The 17,507-nt window shown below is 38.2% G+C and carries 18 protein-coding genes and 1 pseudogene; 6 read left to right on the plus strand and 13 right to left on the minus strand.

Annotation, left to right across the window (positions count from 1 at the left end; translation table 11 throughout):
* Positions 1-25 precede the first annotated feature (25 nt).
* From R0J88_RS04845 to R0J88_RS04905, 13 genes are all read right to left on the minus strand, one after another.
* Positions 26-529: a DUF2878 domain-containing protein gene (locus tag R0J88_RS04845; RefSeq protein ID WP_410899260.1), complete on the minus strand. Its 504-nt coding sequence runs from the start codon at positions 527-529 to the stop codon at positions 26-28.
* Complete coding sequence (locus R0J88_RS04850) at positions 507-1,769, minus strand: SAM-dependent methyltransferase (protein WP_039037395.1); 1,263 nt, start codon at positions 1,767-1,769, stop codon at positions 507-509. The genes R0J88_RS04845 and R0J88_RS04850 overlap by 23 nt, the downstream gene beginning before the upstream one ends.
* 49 nt (positions 1,770-1,818) lie before the next feature.
* A complete protein-coding gene (locus R0J88_RS04855; protein ID WP_008129195.1) occupies positions 1,819-2,547 on the minus strand; it encodes a DUF1365 domain-containing protein in 729 nt (242 codons plus the stop codon).
* Positions 2,540-3,796, minus strand: a complete 1,257-nt coding sequence (locus R0J88_RS04860) for an NAD(P)/FAD-dependent oxidoreductase (RefSeq protein WP_410899261.1) — start codon at positions 3,794-3,796, stop codon at positions 2,540-2,542. The genes R0J88_RS04855 and R0J88_RS04860 overlap by 8 nt, the downstream gene beginning before the upstream one ends.
* The gene (locus R0J88_RS04865; RefSeq protein WP_008129197.1) at positions 3,793-4,503 is read right to left on the minus strand and encodes an SDR family NAD(P)-dependent oxidoreductase; all 711 of its coding nucleotides are present in this window, start codon (positions 4,501-4,503) and stop codon (positions 3,793-3,795) included. The genes R0J88_RS04860 and R0J88_RS04865 overlap by 4 nt, the downstream gene beginning before the upstream one ends.
* 2 nt (positions 4,504-4,505) lie before the next feature.
* A complete protein-coding gene (locus tag R0J88_RS04870; RefSeq protein WP_410899262.1) occupies positions 4,506-4,934 on the minus strand; it encodes a nuclear transport factor 2 family protein in 429 nt (142 codons plus the stop codon).
* 1 nt (position 4,935) lies between these two features.
* The gene (gene phrB / locus R0J88_RS04875; protein WP_410899263.1) at positions 4,936-6,330 is read right to left on the minus strand and encodes a deoxyribodipyrimidine photo-lyase; all 1,395 of its coding nucleotides are present in this window, start codon (positions 6,328-6,330) and stop codon (positions 4,936-4,938) included.
* Positions 6,330-7,283 (minus strand): YbgA family protein, encoded by a 954-nt coding sequence (locus R0J88_RS04880; protein ID WP_410899264.1) that lies wholly within the window; start codon positions 7,281-7,283, stop codon positions 6,330-6,332. The genes phrB and R0J88_RS04880 overlap by 1 nt, the downstream gene beginning before the upstream one ends.
* 8 nt (positions 7,284-7,291) lie before the next feature.
* Positions 7,292-7,972 carry a ChrR family anti-sigma-E factor gene (locus tag R0J88_RS04885; protein ID WP_138739696.1) on the minus strand — a complete coding sequence of 227 codons (681 nt, stop codon included), beginning with the start codon at positions 7,970-7,972 and terminating at the stop codon, positions 7,292-7,294.
* Positions 7,965-8,588, minus strand: coding sequence for a sigma-70 family RNA polymerase sigma factor (locus R0J88_RS04890; RefSeq protein ID WP_410899265.1), 624 nt, complete (start codon positions 8,586-8,588; stop codon positions 7,965-7,967). The genes R0J88_RS04885 and R0J88_RS04890 overlap by 8 nt, the downstream gene beginning before the upstream one ends.
* Before the next feature lie 67 nt (positions 8,589-8,655).
* On the minus strand, positions 8,656-9,234 hold the full coding sequence (locus R0J88_RS04895; protein ID WP_033025371.1) for an LON peptidase substrate-binding domain-containing protein: 579 nt from the start codon (positions 9,232-9,234) through the stop codon (positions 8,656-8,658).
* 235 nt (positions 9,235-9,469) lie between these two features.
* Positions 9,470-9,742, minus strand: a complete 273-nt coding sequence (locus tag R0J88_RS04900; protein ID WP_010556231.1) for a hypothetical protein — start codon at positions 9,740-9,742, stop codon at positions 9,470-9,472.
* A gap of 341 nt (positions 9,743-10,083) precedes the next feature.
* Positions 10,084-10,416, minus strand: a complete 333-nt coding sequence (locus tag R0J88_RS04905; protein WP_008129213.1) for a hypothetical protein — start codon at positions 10,414-10,416, stop codon at positions 10,084-10,086.
* Positions 10,417-10,566: 150 nt separating this feature from the next.
* Here R0J88_RS04905 and trhA point away from each other — a divergent pair, with 150 nt between their 5' ends.
* The 6 genes and pseudogenes from trhA (at position 10,567) to R0J88_RS04935 (ending at position 16,796) form a co-directional block, all read left to right on the plus strand.
* On the plus strand, positions 10,567-11,196 hold the full coding sequence (gene trhA, locus R0J88_RS04910) for a PAQR family membrane homeostasis protein TrhA (RefSeq protein WP_410899266.1): 630 nt from the start codon (positions 10,567-10,569) through the stop codon (positions 11,194-11,196).
* Positions 11,197-11,511: 315 nt separating this feature from the next.
* Positions 11,512-12,343 (plus strand): annotated as a pseudogene (locus R0J88_RS04915) (tyrosine-type recombinase/integrase).
* Positions 12,340-13,431, plus strand: coding sequence for an IS91 family transposase (locus R0J88_RS04920; RefSeq protein WP_410899267.1), 1,092 nt, complete (start codon positions 12,340-12,342; stop codon positions 13,429-13,431). Before R0J88_RS04915 ends, R0J88_RS04920 begins: the two are co-directional and overlap by 4 nt.
* A 388-nt stretch (positions 13,432-13,819) precedes the next feature.
* Positions 13,820-15,148: a peroxidase family protein gene (locus R0J88_RS04925; RefSeq protein WP_410899268.1), complete on the plus strand. Its 1,329-nt coding sequence runs from the start codon at positions 13,820-13,822 to the stop codon at positions 15,146-15,148.
* A 615-nt stretch (positions 15,149-15,763) separates the two neighbouring features.
* Complete coding sequence (locus tag R0J88_RS04930) at positions 15,764-16,177, plus strand: helix-turn-helix domain-containing protein (protein ID WP_276754987.1); 414 nt, start codon at positions 15,764-15,766, stop codon at positions 16,175-16,177.
* Positions 16,178-16,313: 136 nt separating this feature from the next.
* The gene (locus R0J88_RS04935) at positions 16,314-16,796 is read left to right on the plus strand and encodes a GNAT family N-acetyltransferase (RefSeq protein ID WP_410899269.1); all 483 of its coding nucleotides are present in this window, start codon (positions 16,314-16,316) and stop codon (positions 16,794-16,796) included.
* Positions 16,797-17,507 lie beyond the last annotated feature (711 nt).

Genomic DNA, 17,507 nt, shown 5'->3' on the forward strand with positions numbered 1-17,507 from the left:
TAAAAAATAGTAGGGTAAACTAATTTTAACTTGCTAAAATAATCGACTTAATTTTTTGGTTTATAAATACAATAAACGTAAAGGCTGCCGACCAAATAACACCGTAGGCTACCCAAAACTGCCATAGCGGTAAGCCTAAATTAATTACGTTAAAACGCGCACCCGCCCAGTAGCTAGCTGGCGCAAAAATAAGGCAAACAACAAATACATGCCAAAGTCTTAATCGACTTAAAAAATGCATCGATGTATTTAATGAAAGAAGCAACGCGGCCCATAGAAGTACCAGCCAAATTGGAAAAGGATCAACTTTAAATGAAAGTAGACCAAGCTCCACCGCTATGTATTCAAGTAGCAAAGCAATAGGAAGTGCTTTTAATAGCAATAATGCATCTTGTTTTTTTTGCTTTGACAAATAAAACATTAAGACAATGATGCCAGCGCTAAATAAAAGTGATTGTCCTTCAAGCAGTAATGATAAAAACCACACTGCTTGAAACAAGACAAAATTAATAAGCGAGTGCAATTTCATCTACATTGCTACTAAAGCGAGGTTTACGCGCCATTAAATGTACAGTACTGGTTGCACGCGTTCTAAATGCGCCTTCACAGTACGCAAAATAAAATAACCATAGCCTATAAAAGCGGTCATCAAATTTTGTGCGGTCTAGATCTGGCCAACTTTTGATGAATCGTTCACGCCAGTCAGCTAAGGTTCGTGCGTAATGCGTTCCAATATCACTAACAGTATGGATAACCATATCGGTGTTATTTTTGATTTGCTCACTCATTTCGTTTAATGAGGGTAAACACCCCCCAGGGAAAATATACTGTTGAATAAAATCTGAATTTTTAAGGTAGTGCTTATATCGCTGATCGCTAATGGTGATTGCTTGTATCAACATTGCGCCATCGTCTTTGAGTAGCGAACCACACTGGGTGAAAAAGCTAGGTAAATATTCGTGGCCAACCGCTTCAATCATTTCAATCGAAACGAGTTTGTCGTATTTGCCCGTGAGTAGTCTGTAATCAAGCTTAAGAAGCGTAATTTTATTCTCTAAGCCTAACTCTTTAATTTTTTCTGCAACAAAGTCATGTTGCTCGTCAGATATTGTTGTAGTGGTCACGTGGCAGTCGTAATGTGTTGCTGCGTAAATGGCAAATGCGCCCCATCCAGTGCCAATTTCTATAACGGAATCGCCAGGTTGCAATTCTACCTGTTCACATATGCGCTTTAATTTGTACTGCTGCGCGTCTTCTAGACTGGCATCTTTTGATGGATAAACAGCACACGAATAAAGCATTTCTTTACTCAAAAACGATTCGTATAAATCGTTACCTAGATCATAGTGAGCGACAATATTTTTTTTAGAGCCTGACTCAGAATTTTTATTTTTTAAATGAGTTAGTCTGTGGGCAATGTTGCTGAAAAACGCGAATTTTTTCTCAAACTCGTCTAACTGTTTTTCATTTATAGCAAATAACTCAATTAGTCGGGTTAAGTTGTCACAACTCCATTGACCTAAAATGTAAGACTCGCCTGCACCAACACTTCCAGATAATGCAAACGCCTTGTACATCGCTTTGTCGTGAATTGTTACCGTTACTTTTAAGTCGGATGATGCATCTCCAAAAACAAGCTGCAGATCTTCATCAATAACGGTGATTTGCCCTGTTTCTATTGAAGAAAAAGCTTTAAATACTAATTTTTTATAAAGCCCTGTAAACCAGCCTGTGTTTTGTTCGCAATTTAAGCTAGACACTTTTTCCATTAGAACACCTATATTATTTTTATTACTGCTTGTATGTAATTTGTGACTTTTAAGAATGACCTAAAAAAGGCACTCTTTTTATAAACAGCTTCAACGCTTGGTAATAAATACCTTTAAATATTGTCCACGTCATTGCTGGGAATCGCTTTAACAACTGACTCATTTCTTTTTCAGTCAGTTCTTTGCGGGTTAATCGAAGAGTAGCATCAAATAGCAATTCTCCATCCCGTTTATTTTCAATATGAATCAATGTTTTATCTTGCGTTAACCTAATTGTCCAATGATAGTTCATATCGAGGTTCATAAAAGGTGATACGGAAAATACTTTTTTAAAGTTCACTTTTTTTTCTAGTGGTATCAAGTAGTAGTGTCGCTCATTCCATGGCGTATTACTAACTTCAGCCACCATGTACTTAAATTCACTGTCGCTATGACCATAAAAGAAGAAATTTACTGGGCTAAAGTAAATACCAAAGCAACGGAGCTGTCCTAGCATGTATACATGGTTAAAAGTCTCAGTTACACCAAGCGATAATAACTGATGATTTGCACGTTCAATGATTGACGCATCATTATTGTGGGGCTTATTAACAAAGTAGTCTGATTCGTTAAACTTTAATGCTTTTGAACCAGACGTACCTAACCATTTATGCTTATTGTTCAATTGCTCTGGGTTGTTGAGATCAACCCACATCATGTAAAGTGGATTACTAAAATGATGAGTCTTAACAGCAAAACGGCGATGCTTAACATCGCCTAAATAAACAGCACTAGTCAAATTCAACCCCTAACTGCCTTGCCACGTCTACACCACTGCGCACACCATCCTCATGAAAGCCGTTGTACCAATAGGCACCACAAAAATAACTATTATTTTGACCATCGATCGTTTGTTTAAGCCCTTGCGCAGCAATAGACTCTTTGTTGAAAACAGGGTGATGATAAGTGAATTCACGCAATATTTTGCTTTTATCTATCCCTTCAAGGTGGTTTAACGTAACGCAAAACTGCGTGTCTGAATGAATACCTTGCAATATATTCATCTGGTAAGTAACAACAGCTGCTTTGTCGGTATTGTTATTTAATAAATAATTCCAACTAGCCCAAGCGGCTTTTCTGTCAGGTAGTAAATTTGTATCTGTATGAAGTACTACTGAATTTTCAGTATAAGGAATTGCGCCAAGTACTGATTTTTCTTGGCTTGTTGCATCACCAAGTAGTTTGAGTGCTTGGTCAGAGTGGCACGCAAAAATAACTTTATCAAAAACGTGCTGCTCACCACTGGCAAGCTCAATGGTTACATCGTCATTTGCACGTGTTACCGATTTAATATCAGTGTTAAGCTTTATTCTGTCAGCAAACCCTTTAATTAATGGGTTTATGTATTCACGTGAACCACCAGGTACAACATACCATTGCGGCCTATTTGTGATATCTAAAAGGCCATGATTAAAGAAAAACTTTACAAAAAACTCTACGCCTACGTTTTCCATTTCTTTAATACTAGTAGACCAAATAGCTGCGCCCATAGGTAAAATATAATGATATTTAAAAAAGTCGTTAAACTGATTTTCATTAAGTAGCTGACCGAGTGTTTGCGATTGCTGATATTCGCCTTTTTCGTGTATGGCTTTACACAGTTTGTTAAATTTAACTATGTCAGATAACAAGCGCCAAAATTTAGGCCTAAAAATATTTCTTCTTTGTGCAAATAAACTGGTGAAGGTATGGCCATTGTACTCAAAGCCTGTTGCCTCATTATGAACACTGAAACTCATTTGGGTTTCTTGTTTTTTTATACCAATACGCGCAAGTAACTTTTCAAAATAAGGGTAGGTTCGGTTATTAAAAACAATAAATCCGGTATCCACGGCGTAATTAACACCCTTAACATCTACGTCAACAGTCGCAGTGTGCCCGCCAATATAATCGTTTTTTTCAAATAAAGTGACATCGTAGTGTTTGTGAAGCAAATGCCCACATGTTAAACCTGATACACCAGTTCCTATTATTGCTATTTTTTTCAACGGGTTAATCCTTTTGCTATTTTAAGCCAAAGCGGTAAAGGCAATATCCGCAATGCTTTTAATATAAGCGTAAAGCGATACGGAAAGTGTACCTCTTTACGTCGTTTGTTTATTCCTTTGATCATATAATCTGCCGCTTCTTCAGCGGTCACTGCCATAGGCATAGGAAAATCGTTTTTTTCGGTCAGAGGCGTTTTTACAAACCCTGGGTGAACTAACGTGACATCCACATCCATCAAATCAACGGCTAGGCTTTTAGCTAAATAACTTACGCCCGCTTTAGACGCCCCATAAGCCTCGGAGCGTGGTAACGGTAAGTATGTAACGCTTGAGCTAACAATAACTAATTGACCGCCGCTTTTAACTTTAGGGAGTAATGCTTCTAAGCAGTAGCCAACCGACAGTAAATTTGCATTAATTACGCGCTCAAACAAAGCACTGTCAAAGTTTTTTGCGTCGTCTATGTATTCACAATTGCCCGCATTAAGAATTACTCGGTCAAAGTGTGGGTATCCAATGGTTGCTTCTTTAATATCTTTTAGGCTTGTTGCATCAAACTTACAACTCTCTATGTTGTTATGTTTTGAAAGCTCAGCTAGTTTTTCTGTATTACGTCCACATGCAATAACGGTGTCGCCCATTTGTGCATATTTAATAGCTAGTTGTTCGCCAATGCCTGACGTTGCGCCTGTAATTAAGGTAACCATAATTAGCCCGCCCTCTTATCAATGTAACTAACCACACTACCTAGAATTGGAATATGCTTGTAAAGTAGTTCGCCAACGTTGAAATAATCACGATGCTTAACAATTTTATCATTATCAAAAATTAGCTTACTGTGCCCCTGCACAGATATGGTTTTGCCAGAAGCCAGTTTGGGATGTGAATAATGCATTGTCCAATAAACAAATGCATTGTTGTTGATACCAAACGAATCCGTTATATCAAATTGACAGTGCTTAACATTGCTATATAAATTTGCAAAATAGTTACGCAAACTTTCTATGCCGTTAATTTCGTGCATCGGATCAATAAATTGAATATTGTCGGCATAAATGTCACTTAATAAGTCCAAATTAGAGCTATTAAGTTGCTGGTAAATATCAACAAATTTATCTACTGGTAACTGGTTATCCATATCATACCTTAAATGCAGCGAGCGCACGTTCACGTGCAGCTTTGTGGTCAACAATTGCTGGCCAGTAACATTCACTTCCCTTGCCTGTTGCAGCTAAGTAAGTATGCGGAAAATGAATGTGTTTATCTGGCACATTTTCAAGCTCAGGCAAATACTTACGTATAAACTTACCTGTTGGATCAAAGCGCTCACTTTGAGTAATAGGGTTGAAAATCCTAAAATACGGTTGTGCATCACACCCTGTGCTTGCAGCCCACTGCCAGCCACCATTGTTAGAAGCTAAATCGCCATCAATAAGGTGCTGCATAAAAAAGCGCTCACCTTCACGCCAGTCAATTAATAGGTGTTTAGTTAAAAAACTGGCCACTACCATTCTTAAACGGTTATGCATCCATCCAGTTTGCTTAAGCTGTAACATAGCTGCGTCTACGAGTGGGTAACCAGTTCGACCTTCGCACCACGCGTTAAATTCTTTTTCACTTTTTCGCCATTCAACAGGATTGTATTTCTCGTTAAAGTTTTCACCACGAGAGAGCTTCGGGTACTCTGCAATAAGATGCCTGTAAAACTCTCGCCAAATAAGCTCGTTAACCCACGTGAATGTTTTACTTTTTGATGTAGTCAAAATGTCGGGGTAACGTTGCTGTATATTAATTAGCAACTGCTTTGGGCTAACAATGCCCAGCGCTAAATACGGGCTCAAACCCGATGTACCTTTAATACTGGGGATATCACGCTGATCGTCGTAGCTTGTTAACTTATCGCAAATAAAATTATCAACAACACTCAAAAGTGTTTCATCATCAACAGGCCATTTATCCGAACTACCATCGCTTTCAAGGTACTGGCTTTTTTCAATTTTGATAGGGTTTTGCTCTAGTGGCCATTGAGCCAGGCTAAAGTGAGTATCTTGATACTGTTTTAACCATGCGCGTTTAAATGGTGTGAATACTTTATACATTTCATTACTTTGGTTTTTAACGCTACCAACAGGCGCAATTAAATCTCCTTCGTATAATGTAAAAGTAATGGAACGTTTGTCACATTGCGCTAAAACAGCTTTGTCTCGATTTACTTCGTTAAGCTCGTATTCTGTATTAGCAATAATATGCTGAATATCATGCTTTTCACAAAACGAAAGTAGTTCAGATTCACAATCACTAAAGCTAGGAGCGTTTATTACATTAAGCGTAATGCCGAAATTGGCAAGTTGCTCTTGCAAATAAGTTACACGTCGCTTTAGTAAATCAATTTGTATTGGCGCTGCTTGGTGTTGTTGCCACTGCTTTTCGCAAACAAAAAAAATGGCGTGTTTAGCGCCATTATTTAGCGCTTCTATTAACGCTTCATTCGAAAAAAGGCGCAAATCGCGCCTAAACCAAAATAATGTATTCATTAAATACCAAATCGTAGTTTTAAATCATGAGGATAGGGATTAAAAAACACCTGTTTTTCTAGGTACTCTTTAGGGTGAACTTTTAGATGGTGCTTAAGTAAAGTAAGAGGCACATAAAGCGGCACTAAACCAGAGCGATACTCGTCTATTGCTTCACGTAGTTCTTGCTTTTCTACCTTAGCAAGGTCTTTTTTAAAGTAACCTTGTAAATGCATTAACGTATTACAGTTATTACGACGAGATGCAGGTTTTTTAAGCCCTGTCATTAAGCCTAAAATGTATTCATCAGCCAATGCGTTTATATCATCACCAGCGTAGGTTCCAAGTAACTTGCCAAGCTCTCGATAAGCTTGGTAATTGTGTGCCATTAATAAATACTTATGCTTTGCATGGAATTGCGTTAAGTGATGAACACTTAATGGTTCTTTTACAAGCTGCTGCCAACTGTTTAAAACGTACACACGCATTACAAAATTTTCACGCAGGTGTATGTCGTTTAACCTACCATTTTCCTCGCAAGGCAAAAGTGGGTTGTGCTTCATAATTTGTTCTGCAAAAAAACCAACGCCCTCTGAGGTGTTACCCGTCCCAGCCTCGTTGTATATTTTTATACGTTCCATGCCACAACTTGGGCTTTTGGCGCAAAATACAAAACCACTCAACTCTTTAGCTTGCTCAGTAGCAACCTTTTTACCGTACTCAGTTAACTGCTGTCCAACGTCACCAGAACCATCAGGACGGCAAACTTTAATTGTGTCGCCAACTCGAACTTGGCGAATTGTAGGCCGAGGTATTGGTAAGCCAACCGCAACCTCAGGACAAAAGCGTGTATATTCAACATGCTTTGCAAGTTCGTCCATACAAAAGTTTGACCTTTTGTGACCTGTATCAAATCTAACTTTCTCGCCTGCTAAGCAGGCGCTTATACCTATTTTTATTGTAGTTTTTTGCATGTAATCTCTTAGTAGATTAAATTACCAATTGGATTTAGTAATTTACTTAGCCCTTTATTAAAATGTAGCGCACTGCTCACAACTGTAAAGCATAAACACCCATCTTTTGTTATTGGCGTGTGTTGATGACGACCATCTTGCCAAATAAAGTCACCTGGCACGTAGTGTCCGTCTTCATCACAAAACTCACCGTCAAGTAATAGGGTTATTTCAAAACCTGTGTGCGTGTGTTCAGGAATTTCACCGCCCGCATCTATGTGCAGTAAACTTGAACGTAATGCACCATCATCTAGTGCTACACGTGAACGGGCTAATTTGCCAACTTGAGTAAACTTGCTGTGCGAAATACGAGTCAGAGCACGAGGAAGTTGGTAATTGTGATCATTTACACTTACTTTAACTGGCTCTACTTCATATACTTCGTCTATAGAGTCGTCTGCAGTAATTAAGTCAAGCACATTCATATCAAACTCTTCAAGCAACTGAGATTGATTATTAACTGGTTGCTCAAAAGTTTCGGTGTCTTCACTAAACAAAGCATCTGCGTTGCTTGCTTCTATTTTTGCTACTTTTTCTTGGCAAACAGGACACATATCCACATGTATCGAAACTGCAAGGCTCAAAGAGGCACTTAACGACGCTGAACAATACTCTGTAAGTAGTGTTTCACTCGGGTGATGTTTAATCATGCTGATCTCCCATTTCATTACGTAATTTCTGCAAGGCTAAACGTAATCGTGATTTTACCGTGCCTACTGGAATATTAAGTTGTTGAGCTAGTTGCTCTTGCGACATATCTTGAAAGTAAACGCCACGAACAACTTCACGTTGAGCGATAGGCAATTTATCAAGGTAGCGTTTAATTTGTTTGTCTTCTAAATGGTCAGTGTATTCGTGATTTGTGTCTTCAGAATCATTAATTAAAGGCCAAATGTCTTCGCTGATGTTTTCTTCTTTATTGCTCTTCATTTTACGAAGCATATCAAATGACGCATTACGCATTACTGTATAAACCCACGTAGTCGCAGCACCCTTATCGCTGTTGTATAAGTGTGCTTTACGCCATACAGACGTTAATGTTTCTTGTACAAGCTCCATGGCTTGTGCTTCAACACCAAATTGCTTTATTCCAAAGCGTTTAATTTTTGGTGAAAAATATTCAAATAAATAGGCAAATGCTTTTTTATCACGGTTTTGTGCGACCGATAGTAATGCTTGCATAAGTTCAGAACTAGGCGTTTCTGGCATGGCAGTATACTTACCTGTATTAGGTTCACAACGAGTTGACTGTTGTTGACTTACCATAGTAATTAATCCCATTATTGTTTTGATAAAGGTAATACGTGCAACAAATGGTACGAGATCACATTATTTAGGCAAATTCGTTATTAATTACAGTATGGAGGAAATTAAGTAAGTTATCAAAGTTAGTTTCGAACGCAAGTTGTTGTTTTTTCTCGATCGAAATAGGTAACAACTCAAGCCAACGGGCGGCTATCCAAGCTAAATTATTAAAGTTAGTTGTTTTGTAAAGTAGGCTAAGTTCAGGGTTACCATAAAAAACATTACGCAATGCGTCATGCAATAAAAAATGCTCACCAACTTGTTTGTTTTTATCGCTATACCAGTAAGGCGTTTTGCAATCAGATATTAAACCATGGCGAAGCTCTTCTTCGTCTTGGTAAACATCATTTATTTGAACACTTTTAGACGCAAAAACATCAATAAGCAGCACGTCATTATCGTCTTGGTCAAAGTCGATTATATCAACCAAGCATCCTTGGGCGCTAATGTTAAAAGGTGTGTCATGCTCAAACGTACATAGCACAAACCCCGTGTTATTTTTCAATGCGGTTTTAACCATGTTTAAATAACGAGGTTCAAAAATACGCAAACGCGTATAACCTTCAGGTAAAATAAATATGGGTAATGGGAAAATCGCACGTTTCATAAAGTCTACTTCTATCACTAACACTGCCTTTATTTACGTGCGTTTTTACTAAGTCGATCAGCTTTAAGTAAACCGAATTAATTGCATTATACTTAATTGGTTAAATATTAAGCCACCCACCCATACTCTTTAGTGCTTGTACAGATACATACGCAGTTATAATACTCACTACGGGTGCCAACATAAGTGCAAATAATCCAAGCTCGGTACTCATCGCCTTATTCCTTTAAGTTGCTTATTTTACGTTATTAACTGCAGGGTCTTTACTTTCTGCCGCTTCATTACTCACCAAATCAGCAGGCTCAATTAACGTTTCCAGTGTTAATTTTGTATCAAAATAAAGTGTTTCTTTTATAGATTTTTCAAGCTCAATGGTGGTTTGCTTAATGTAGCTAGTTACACTGTTTGTTAAAATATCAGTTACATCTAGGTCCACTTCTGTCGCGTTTACTTGCGAAGAACCTAATACTAATAAACTAGCCATAGCGATTTTAATTGAATGTTTCATAATGGTATTCCTTGTTTGTGTATTGTTTAGACGTAGTTATATACTCAAGGGTTGTGCCAAGATGAAAATAAAGTTTAAATCGCTGATATTAATAAAGTTTTAATGAGCTGGTTAATTTGTTGAAATTCAGGAAAGGTTAATTTAACCACGTAAATTTATTTTTTAGCCACTTTTTAGTTAAAAAATAAAATAGGGGTATGCTTAATTTTTTTATGCTAGCTAAAAAATTTATATACAAAATGGCACGGTGAATTACAAAGTCATTACGAAAAAACACACAACTTTAAATAATGGTTTTGAAATAACAAAAAAGTGAATACAAAAAAATGGGGAGGCCTGGGTTACTTTTTACCTAAACGATAGGCATCAACCATACTCAGCACCCAAATAATTATCATAAGTGGCAAATATTTGTACTCTGCAAGTTTTGCACATGCCAGTGACGGCTCTTTTGCAGCACCTAAAATAGAGGTGATGGTCATCGGTATTTTTCCTGCCACAATTTCATTGGCTGTACATTGTGCAACGGCAAATATATCTTTCATCGTTAAAATTAATAATACCGAAAACACACCAGCAAATATTGCACCTATTAAATGTTTTTTTAACGAAAAGTGCCCTGCCCCTGGGTAAATAATGGCTGTTAGTAATGCGGCTTTTAAATTTGCTTTCATGGTTATTAACTTGAGTTTTGTTGTAAATAGGCCAACCCATAGTGAATTATTTTTGTTTAAAATCAAGAAAAGCTTTAACTTATACAGTGATTGAAAGTTTCAGCGTACACTTGTACACTAAATGAAATTTACATAGTGGTAGGAGCAGTAATGTCACTCGACGCCCCTTATTCTCGTAAAGAAGAACAGCTCAATGTTATAAGCCACGCACTCGGTATTTTTTTTGCTGTTTTTGTTATGTGGGATTTATTTAACCAAGCAACCAGCACTAAAGCCAATATAAGTACCGCAATATACGGTAGTAGCTTATTTATACTATTTTTATCTTCAACACTATACCACGCGAGCGTGCAACCTAAGTTGCGTGCCTTGTATAAAAAGTGTGACCACTGCGCCATTTATTTACTTATTGCAGGCACATACACTCCTTTTTTATTACTCTCACTATCGGGGGCCTGGTCATGGGGTACACTCAGCTTTATATGGACTGTTGCGATTGCAGGTGTTGCATACAAAATACTTGTTAAAAATGGTAACAAAAAAATATCCCTAGCCACCTACCTACTCATGGGATGGTTTGCATTAGCAATTGTCTATCCGTTGTATTCAAGCATTGATGTAAAAGCTTTGTATTGGCTACTCGCTGGCGGAATTTTTTATAGCGCAGGCACATTATTTTACAGCGCTAAAACAACTCAATTCAGTCACGCAATTTGGCACTTATTCGTAATAGCTGGTTGTATTTGTCATTATATTTCGATCAGCACCTACGTTTATTAATGGCTGCTTAGAGCTTTAGTTAACAGTTACTTTTTAATTTCGTCAAAGTATAGTGCTTGCATAGTCAGGAAAACGACCCAATCGCTCGTTTTTGTCTTGAATTGAAAACCAGAACAACTGTATTTTGTTAGTACTAGCAAATGCTTAAGAAGTTTGTTACAAATGAGTAATTAAGACAAACGAGCTGGGCTGTGGTAGAAATACGCGCGATTAGCTCGCTATAAACATGTTGAACTAAGCCGCTACGCGGAGATCCTATTCTTACCATTTGAGCCACACTTACCTTGGGGTTATCCCATAACTTGGAGGTAAGTCATGAATACACTCATTGAACAAGTCAAAACTGAAATAGCCTATTTTGGTTATTCACAAAGTACCTGTAAAAGTTACTGCGAGCATTTGCTTAAACTCAGCCATTATTTTAATAAACCACTCGATTTAATTACTGATGATGAGCTGAATATATTTTTTAAAGATCCCGCTATTCGCAAGCTCTCCAGAGCAAGCCAAAAAATACAGATAAACAGCATTTGGTTTCTGTTTAAGAATATTTTACACCGCCCACTTAACTTAGATATTGCACTGCCAAAAGTAAAACTTCGCGCACCCACGTATTTATCGCGCGATGACATGCGACGGCTTATAGAAAGTTGCACCGATATGCGCTTAAAAACATTGATAGTGGTGTGTTATGGATGTGGCTTACGTATAAGCGAACTGCTACGCATTAAAGTACAAGATATCGATGGGCAGCGTAAAACCATTTTAATTGAACAGGGTAAAGGAGATAAGTCACGCTATGTTGTTGTATCAGATAGCGTGCTAAATCAATTACGTTGCTATTGGAAAATGTATCACCCAACGGGCTGGATGTTTTATTCACGATGGTTAATGGATAAACCCATGTCACCCTCAAGCTTCAGAAAGGCATTGAGAAAACATACACAAGCGTGTGGCAAAGCACTGTAATCCACATGCTTTACGCCATGCTTATGCAACACACCAACTTGAATCAGGTATGCCACTTCATCAACTGCAACATCAGCTTGGTCATAGTAATATTAAAACCACACAAAGTTACTTACATTGGTTACCAGAGTTAGGTCATGGCGGCATTGATTTACTTGCGAGCTGGGGAAATCAATGAGCGGCTTGCACCTCGCTGATATTTTAAACTCGAATCTTGAGAATTATCGCCAGCATCATACGATGAGCTATCAACAACTGCGCGTGTGTCAGCACCTTCAATCATGCAGAACGGGTCAGCTCGGTTACCAAGCATGGCAATGTGATAACTGTGGTGAGTCACAAAAGATTGGATGTAGTTGTCGAGACCGTCATTGTCCGCGTTGCCAAGGCATGGCTACTGCTAAGTGGGTGCAAAGGCAGCAAGAGGATTTATTACCGTGTCGGTATTTCCACCTTGTTTTTACGCTCCCTCATGAGTTGAATATCATTGCGCACTATAACCCAAGCGCGTTGTACCAGTGTTTATTTAAAGCCGCATGGCAAACGCTGAGTAAATTTGCGAAACGAAAGAGACATGGTCAGTTAGGCATGACAAGCGTACTGCATACATGGGGGCAAAACTTAAGTCAGCATATCCACTTGCATTGTTTGATACCCGCAGGTGCACTTGAAAAAGCGCATTGGCATGAAATAGAAAAAGGCTACTTATACCCCGTAAAAGCGTTATCAACAGTGTTTAGAGGAAAAATGCTGGCGGCGTTAAACGAATGCGATGGTTCATTCGCGAAGATAAACACGCCAACCAAATGGTGCGTATATAGCAAAGCCTGTTTAACGTACAGTGAAAAGCTAGTTAGTTACCTTGCTCGTTATACACGAAAAGGCGTGATGTCAGAATCGCGCTTAGTGTCAGCGAATGAGCAGTTAGTGAGCTTTAAATATCGGGATTATGCAGATAACAACCGTGATAAAGTCATTACGCTAAGTTGTGATGAATTTTTACGGCGTTACCTACAACATATATTGCCGAAAGGGTTTATGCGCATTCGCCACTATGGTTTTTTAGCTAATGCATGTCGCAAGCGAAAGTTAGTGTTAATAAAGGCTCAAGCATCAGCAACTTCATTCAGAGCGGTGAAGCCGAAGGTAGAGCAAGAACGATTAATACCCCATTGGTCTTGCCAGTCATGCAAGGTAGGTACCTTACGATTTATTGGTGTGATGAATATAGATGTGGCGACAAATAAAATAGCGCGAACGAGTTAGCAGCCTTGCTTGCTGCATCAAATCAATGAGTTAACCTGCTTAATTGCTCAGGCTAGCGGCCTCTGTACGTGTAAAAAATATAATTGCTTATTAAGGCAAATTTAGGTGTAATGAATACATAATAAGCGCTGAGCAATGCAGGGAAAGCTTACATAACACTAGCTAAGCTGATTAAATTAGCGAGGAAAGTGAGAGCCTTCAAAAAGCAAATTCCCATAGCATAAACAACACCAACTCTGACACACCGAGCAGGTAGCGGCTCAGTCCAACAAGCGATTATGCAACACAAACTGCGTGTCGCATAAATACTAAAATGTTATGTTGTTGGACTAGGCAATCCCGCCCTAGTTTAGTTGTTTGAGGGATAATTCAACTAAAGGATATTATTATGGAAAATTCTCACGGTAGTGTAGGAAATGACTTCAGAAAGCTGGTGGATAAAGTTGCTCCCCGCATATCAGATGAGGCATTGCTTCAACTCTCGCAACTTATGGGACCCGCTGATGAGGGTAATCCGGCTATACCAGCGGGCTATACATATTTTGGTCAGTTTGTAGATCATGACATTACTTTCACTGCTCAAGACGGAGTAAATGCTCGAACACCGATATTTGACTTAGATAGCCTGTATGGTGATGGTCCAAACTCTGTCAAGCATGGACATATTTATGAAGCCGTTCAAAACGAGAATTTCATTTTTAAAATTGGTAACCCTGGAAACGCTGATGGGGATCTTTTAAGAAATGAAAATTTCGTTGCACAAATACCTGACCCTAGGAACGACGAAAATATAATTGTTGCGTCAATTCAGCTGTTGTTTCAAAAGTTCCACAATAAATTGGTACAAGAGGAAGGACTGTCATTTGATAATGCTAAAATTGCCGTGACTTGGCACTATCAGTCAATAGTATTAAACGATTTTCTAGTTAGAATAATTGGCCAAAATCGAGTAGATAGAATTTTACAAAACGGCAGAAAAATCTACCTTCCTCAAACTGAGGATGATGTTTTTATGCCTACCGAATTTGCTGGTGCGTGCTACAGATTTGGCCATAGCATGGTTAGGGAGCGATATAGCTTTAACGATTTTTTTAACGACACAAGAACCCATCCTAATATATTTTTTGGTTTCCCTGGAGGTAGGCCGGTTCAAGGTGGGCACCAAATAACGGAAATATGGACATTGCAAGGTGCTGACAAGACACTAGAGAGATTCTTTGACCCTTCTATTTTGAATCAAGATATTGATGCAGATAACTTTTCCGGGAAGATGGATATAAAACTCCCTCCAGTCCTCTTTAATCTAGAAGTCCCGACTGGGGAAAATAATATTTTGGCACACAGGAACTTGCTGTCTGGGCGAGCTTTATCTTTATCAAGTGCACAACAATTTTTAGAAGAGATAAATGGACTTGGAGTCCACATAGATTTGCTTTCACCCGACGAAATTAGCGTTGAAGGCATTCCTCCTGAAATTGTAGACAATACACCGCTATGGTATTACACGCTGAGAGAAGCGGAAGTGAAAGAGAGTGGTCATGTATTAGGGGAACTGGGCTCAATAGTCGTTGGGGAGACTATTATAGGGCTTCTTCAGGTTTCTTCGAAATCATTTATCCATCCTGATAATGAAAATTCTAATTGGCCTTTTACTTTGAGCGAAGTAACAAATAAAAAAGTGTCGATGTTAGATGTAGTTAAATACGTTTCCAATTAAAAAACATAACAAGGCCAGTCAGTAGGACGCAGTAAAGCTGCGCCTCTGCTGGCGGCGTTAGATATTCAGGGAAGGTTCGAGTTTGTTTAATCTATTAAAATTTATAAGTATCGTTTTACAAGGCTTTTTACTCTTATCATTATTTAATTTTTTTTCAGGTTTATATTCCGCATTTCTAGAATTATCTACAAACGATCCTAAATTAATAGCAGGTCATTTATCGACAGGCATCGTGTTTTCTCTTATACAAATAACTCCTGCTTTAATCGGTCTAATTATCAGTGTTTGGTTATTGAATAAAAATCATAGCTCCAAGTTGTTTGTTATTTACTGCAAATACTTCGCGTATCTGTGGCTTTTATTTATTCCTATTGGTACATTTTTAGGTATTAAGCAACTAAAAAGGTTAAAGAATACCTAACAAGGCGCTCAAGAGGGAAAATTTACAGTTGGCTGTTTTCACTCCGTTCAACATTTTAGCCAACAATATTTTTCCGCTTAAGTGGGTGTTATATCGCTGTAAACATCGCCTGTCGCCTCACTGTCGTGTGAATTTCGTAACCGACAATCGATTAAAACATGGATAGTTTCCTCTCACATTGGTAAGGAGCCCAAATGATAGTCAAACGTCTTAGAGAAAAACGAAACTGGTCACAAGAACAACTTGCCACGTTAAGCGGCTTGAGTACTAGAACTATTCAACGAATTGAAAGTGGAAACAAGGCCAGTATAGAATCTCTTAAAGCCCTTGCCTCTGTGTTTGAAATTGACATTTCTAAACTTCAAGAGGAAATTATCGTGATAGACAAAACATCTAAAGAATGGAACAAAGAGCCGTTATGGGTCAGGTTTTCGTTTTGGGGAGTAAAAGCAAGAAAGCAAATTATTATGTTAGAAATGATGACGGTGCTCTTGGGCCTATTAACTTGGTTCATAAAACCCGACGTTATTGCGACGCCGGCATTTTTTCTATTAGCTTACATCTTTTCCAACATGAAGCATTATATTGATACGAAGAAATACTGGTGAGTAGCGATATAACAACTCAATAAACTCACTCACTTCATTCGCTGGGACGCATACACGCGGGGCGGCTTCGCCATTATGCCTCACATTTATGCGCCCTTTATTGGAAAGTTAGCTGTATAAATATAGGTTCGTATAAATGGAAATTTTAGAAGCAAATATTGGAGATGCACCTATTATTCTTCAGATTCAAAAGGAAGCGTACATTTCAGAAGCTGAACTACATAATGATTTTAATATACCTCCGTTAACTCAGAGCTTAGCTGAACTTGAGTCTGAATTTAATGATAAGTGTGTTCTAAAGGTTATTTTGAACGAACAAGTTATTGGAAGTGGGCAAGTAAAATTAAATGGTACAACTTCTCATATAGGTCGTATGGCTGTGAAAACTAATTTTAAAGGTATGGGGATTGGCTCAAAGCTACTTAGTGCATTAGAGCAATTTTATCCTGAAGCTCATAAAGTTGAATTGTTTACTGGTATAAATAGTAAAGCCAATTTAAGCATGTATGAGCGCCGTGGATATAGGCGTATTAAAGAAGAGAGTTTGGGCAAAACAACAGTTGTATTCTTAGGTAAGTCGTTAAATGCAGCTAACAAGCAAATTAATCAAGACAAATAACAATTGGGTTTACTCCTGCTTCGCTTATTTTAATCAATTGTTATTTGGCATTAGCTATACAAGAAAAGTTTGGTGTTTGATCGGATCAAAAAAACAATGTCTAAAGGCATTTGGCACTCATTAGCAGTAATAATAGTAATGCTCATTGCTGGACCAGAAATTATAGTGAGCATGGAACTCATGGCAATGGTAGAGCTGCTTGGAGCTTCAACATTCGTTTTAATGTACGTTTCAGGCTTAAAATTGTTTTTTACAAAAGTTTTGCTTAAATATAAACATTTCGAGCGCCACTCATTTTTATTTAAACCTTCGCTATCAAACCTAAAGCAAATGCCTTGTTTAGCTATACACGCAATACCAGAGAGAACATTTAGTATCTGCTTTGTCGGATTCATGATTGTCTGCATGTCACACAATTACATACACATGCTTATCTGTGCACATTATAGCTAACACACTCTTTATAACGGAACTGCTCCTCACCCGTTTAAGTGGACACCTCATCATTACTTTGAGGAGGCTAATATGCCTAGATATACCCAATCTAGAAAGACATATTTTACCCCGTTAATTTTAAAATCAAAGCAGTCAAACTTAGCTTACGAGACGATGCAATATCACAGGATGTTGCCGAGGCGTTGGTATGACTCCCATTGTCAAGTTAAACGCACTGATCCTTGCCTAACTTTTTAAGCCATAATTATTTTAGCT

Source organism: Pseudoalteromonas sp. SIMBA_162 (genome assembly GCF_046535955.1).
Lineage (GTDB): Bacteria > Pseudomonadota > Gammaproteobacteria > Enterobacterales > Alteromonadaceae > Pseudoalteromonas > Pseudoalteromonas marina.

Coding starts and splice junctions, on each gene's coding strand:
- R0J88_RS04935 (WP_410899269.1), top strand. CDS start 16,314: ATGGAAATTTTAGAAGCAAATATTGGAGATGCACCTATTATTCTTCAG.
- R0J88_RS04850 (WP_039037395.1), bottom strand. CDS start 1,769: ATGGAAAAAGTGTCTAGCTTAAATTGCGAACAAAACACAGGCTGGTTT.
- R0J88_RS04880 (WP_410899264.1), bottom strand. CDS start 7,283: ATGCAAAAAACTACAATAAAAATAGGTATAAGCGCCTGCTTAGCAGGC.
- R0J88_RS04865 (WP_008129197.1), bottom strand. CDS start 4,503: ATGGTTACCTTAATTACAGGCGCAACGTCAGGCATTGGCGAACAACTA.
- R0J88_RS04890 (WP_410899265.1), bottom strand. CDS start 8,588: ATGGTAAGTCAACAACAGTCAACTCGTTGTGAACCTAATACAGGTAAG.
- R0J88_RS04920 (WP_410899267.1), top strand. CDS start 12,340: ATGAGCGGCTTGCACCTCGCTGATATTTTAAACTCGAATCTTGAGAAT.
- R0J88_RS04930 (WP_276754987.1), top strand. CDS start 15,764: ATGATAGTCAAACGTCTTAGAGAAAAACGAAACTGGTCACAAGAACAA.
- R0J88_RS04900 (WP_010556231.1), bottom strand. CDS start 9,742: ATGAAACATTCAATTAAAATCGCTATGGCTAGTTTATTAGTATTAGGT.
- R0J88_RS04845 (WP_410899260.1), bottom strand. CDS start 529: ATGAAATTGCACTCGCTTATTAATTTTGTCTTGTTTCAAGCAGTGTGG.
- R0J88_RS04905 (WP_008129213.1), bottom strand. CDS start 10,416: ATGAAAGCAAATTTAAAAGCCGCATTACTAACAGCCATTATTTACCCA.
- phrB (WP_410899263.1), bottom strand. CDS start 6,330: ATGAATACATTATTTTGGTTTAGGCGCGATTTGCGCCTTTTTTCGAAT.
- R0J88_RS04870 (WP_410899262.1), bottom strand. CDS start 4,934: ATGGATAACCAGTTACCAGTAGATAAATTTGTTGATATTTACCAGCAA.
- trhA (WP_410899266.1), top strand. CDS start 10,567: ATGTCACTCGACGCCCCTTATTCTCGTAAAGAAGAACAGCTCAATGTT.
- R0J88_RS04885 (WP_138739696.1), bottom strand. CDS start 7,972: ATGATTAAACATCACCCGAGTGAAACACTACTTACAGAGTATTGTTCA.
- R0J88_RS04895 (WP_033025371.1), bottom strand. CDS start 9,234: ATGAAACGTGCGATTTTCCCATTACCCATATTTATTTTACCTGAAGGT.
- R0J88_RS04925 (WP_410899268.1), top strand. CDS start 13,820: ATGGAAAATTCTCACGGTAGTGTAGGAAATGACTTCAGAAAGCTGGTG.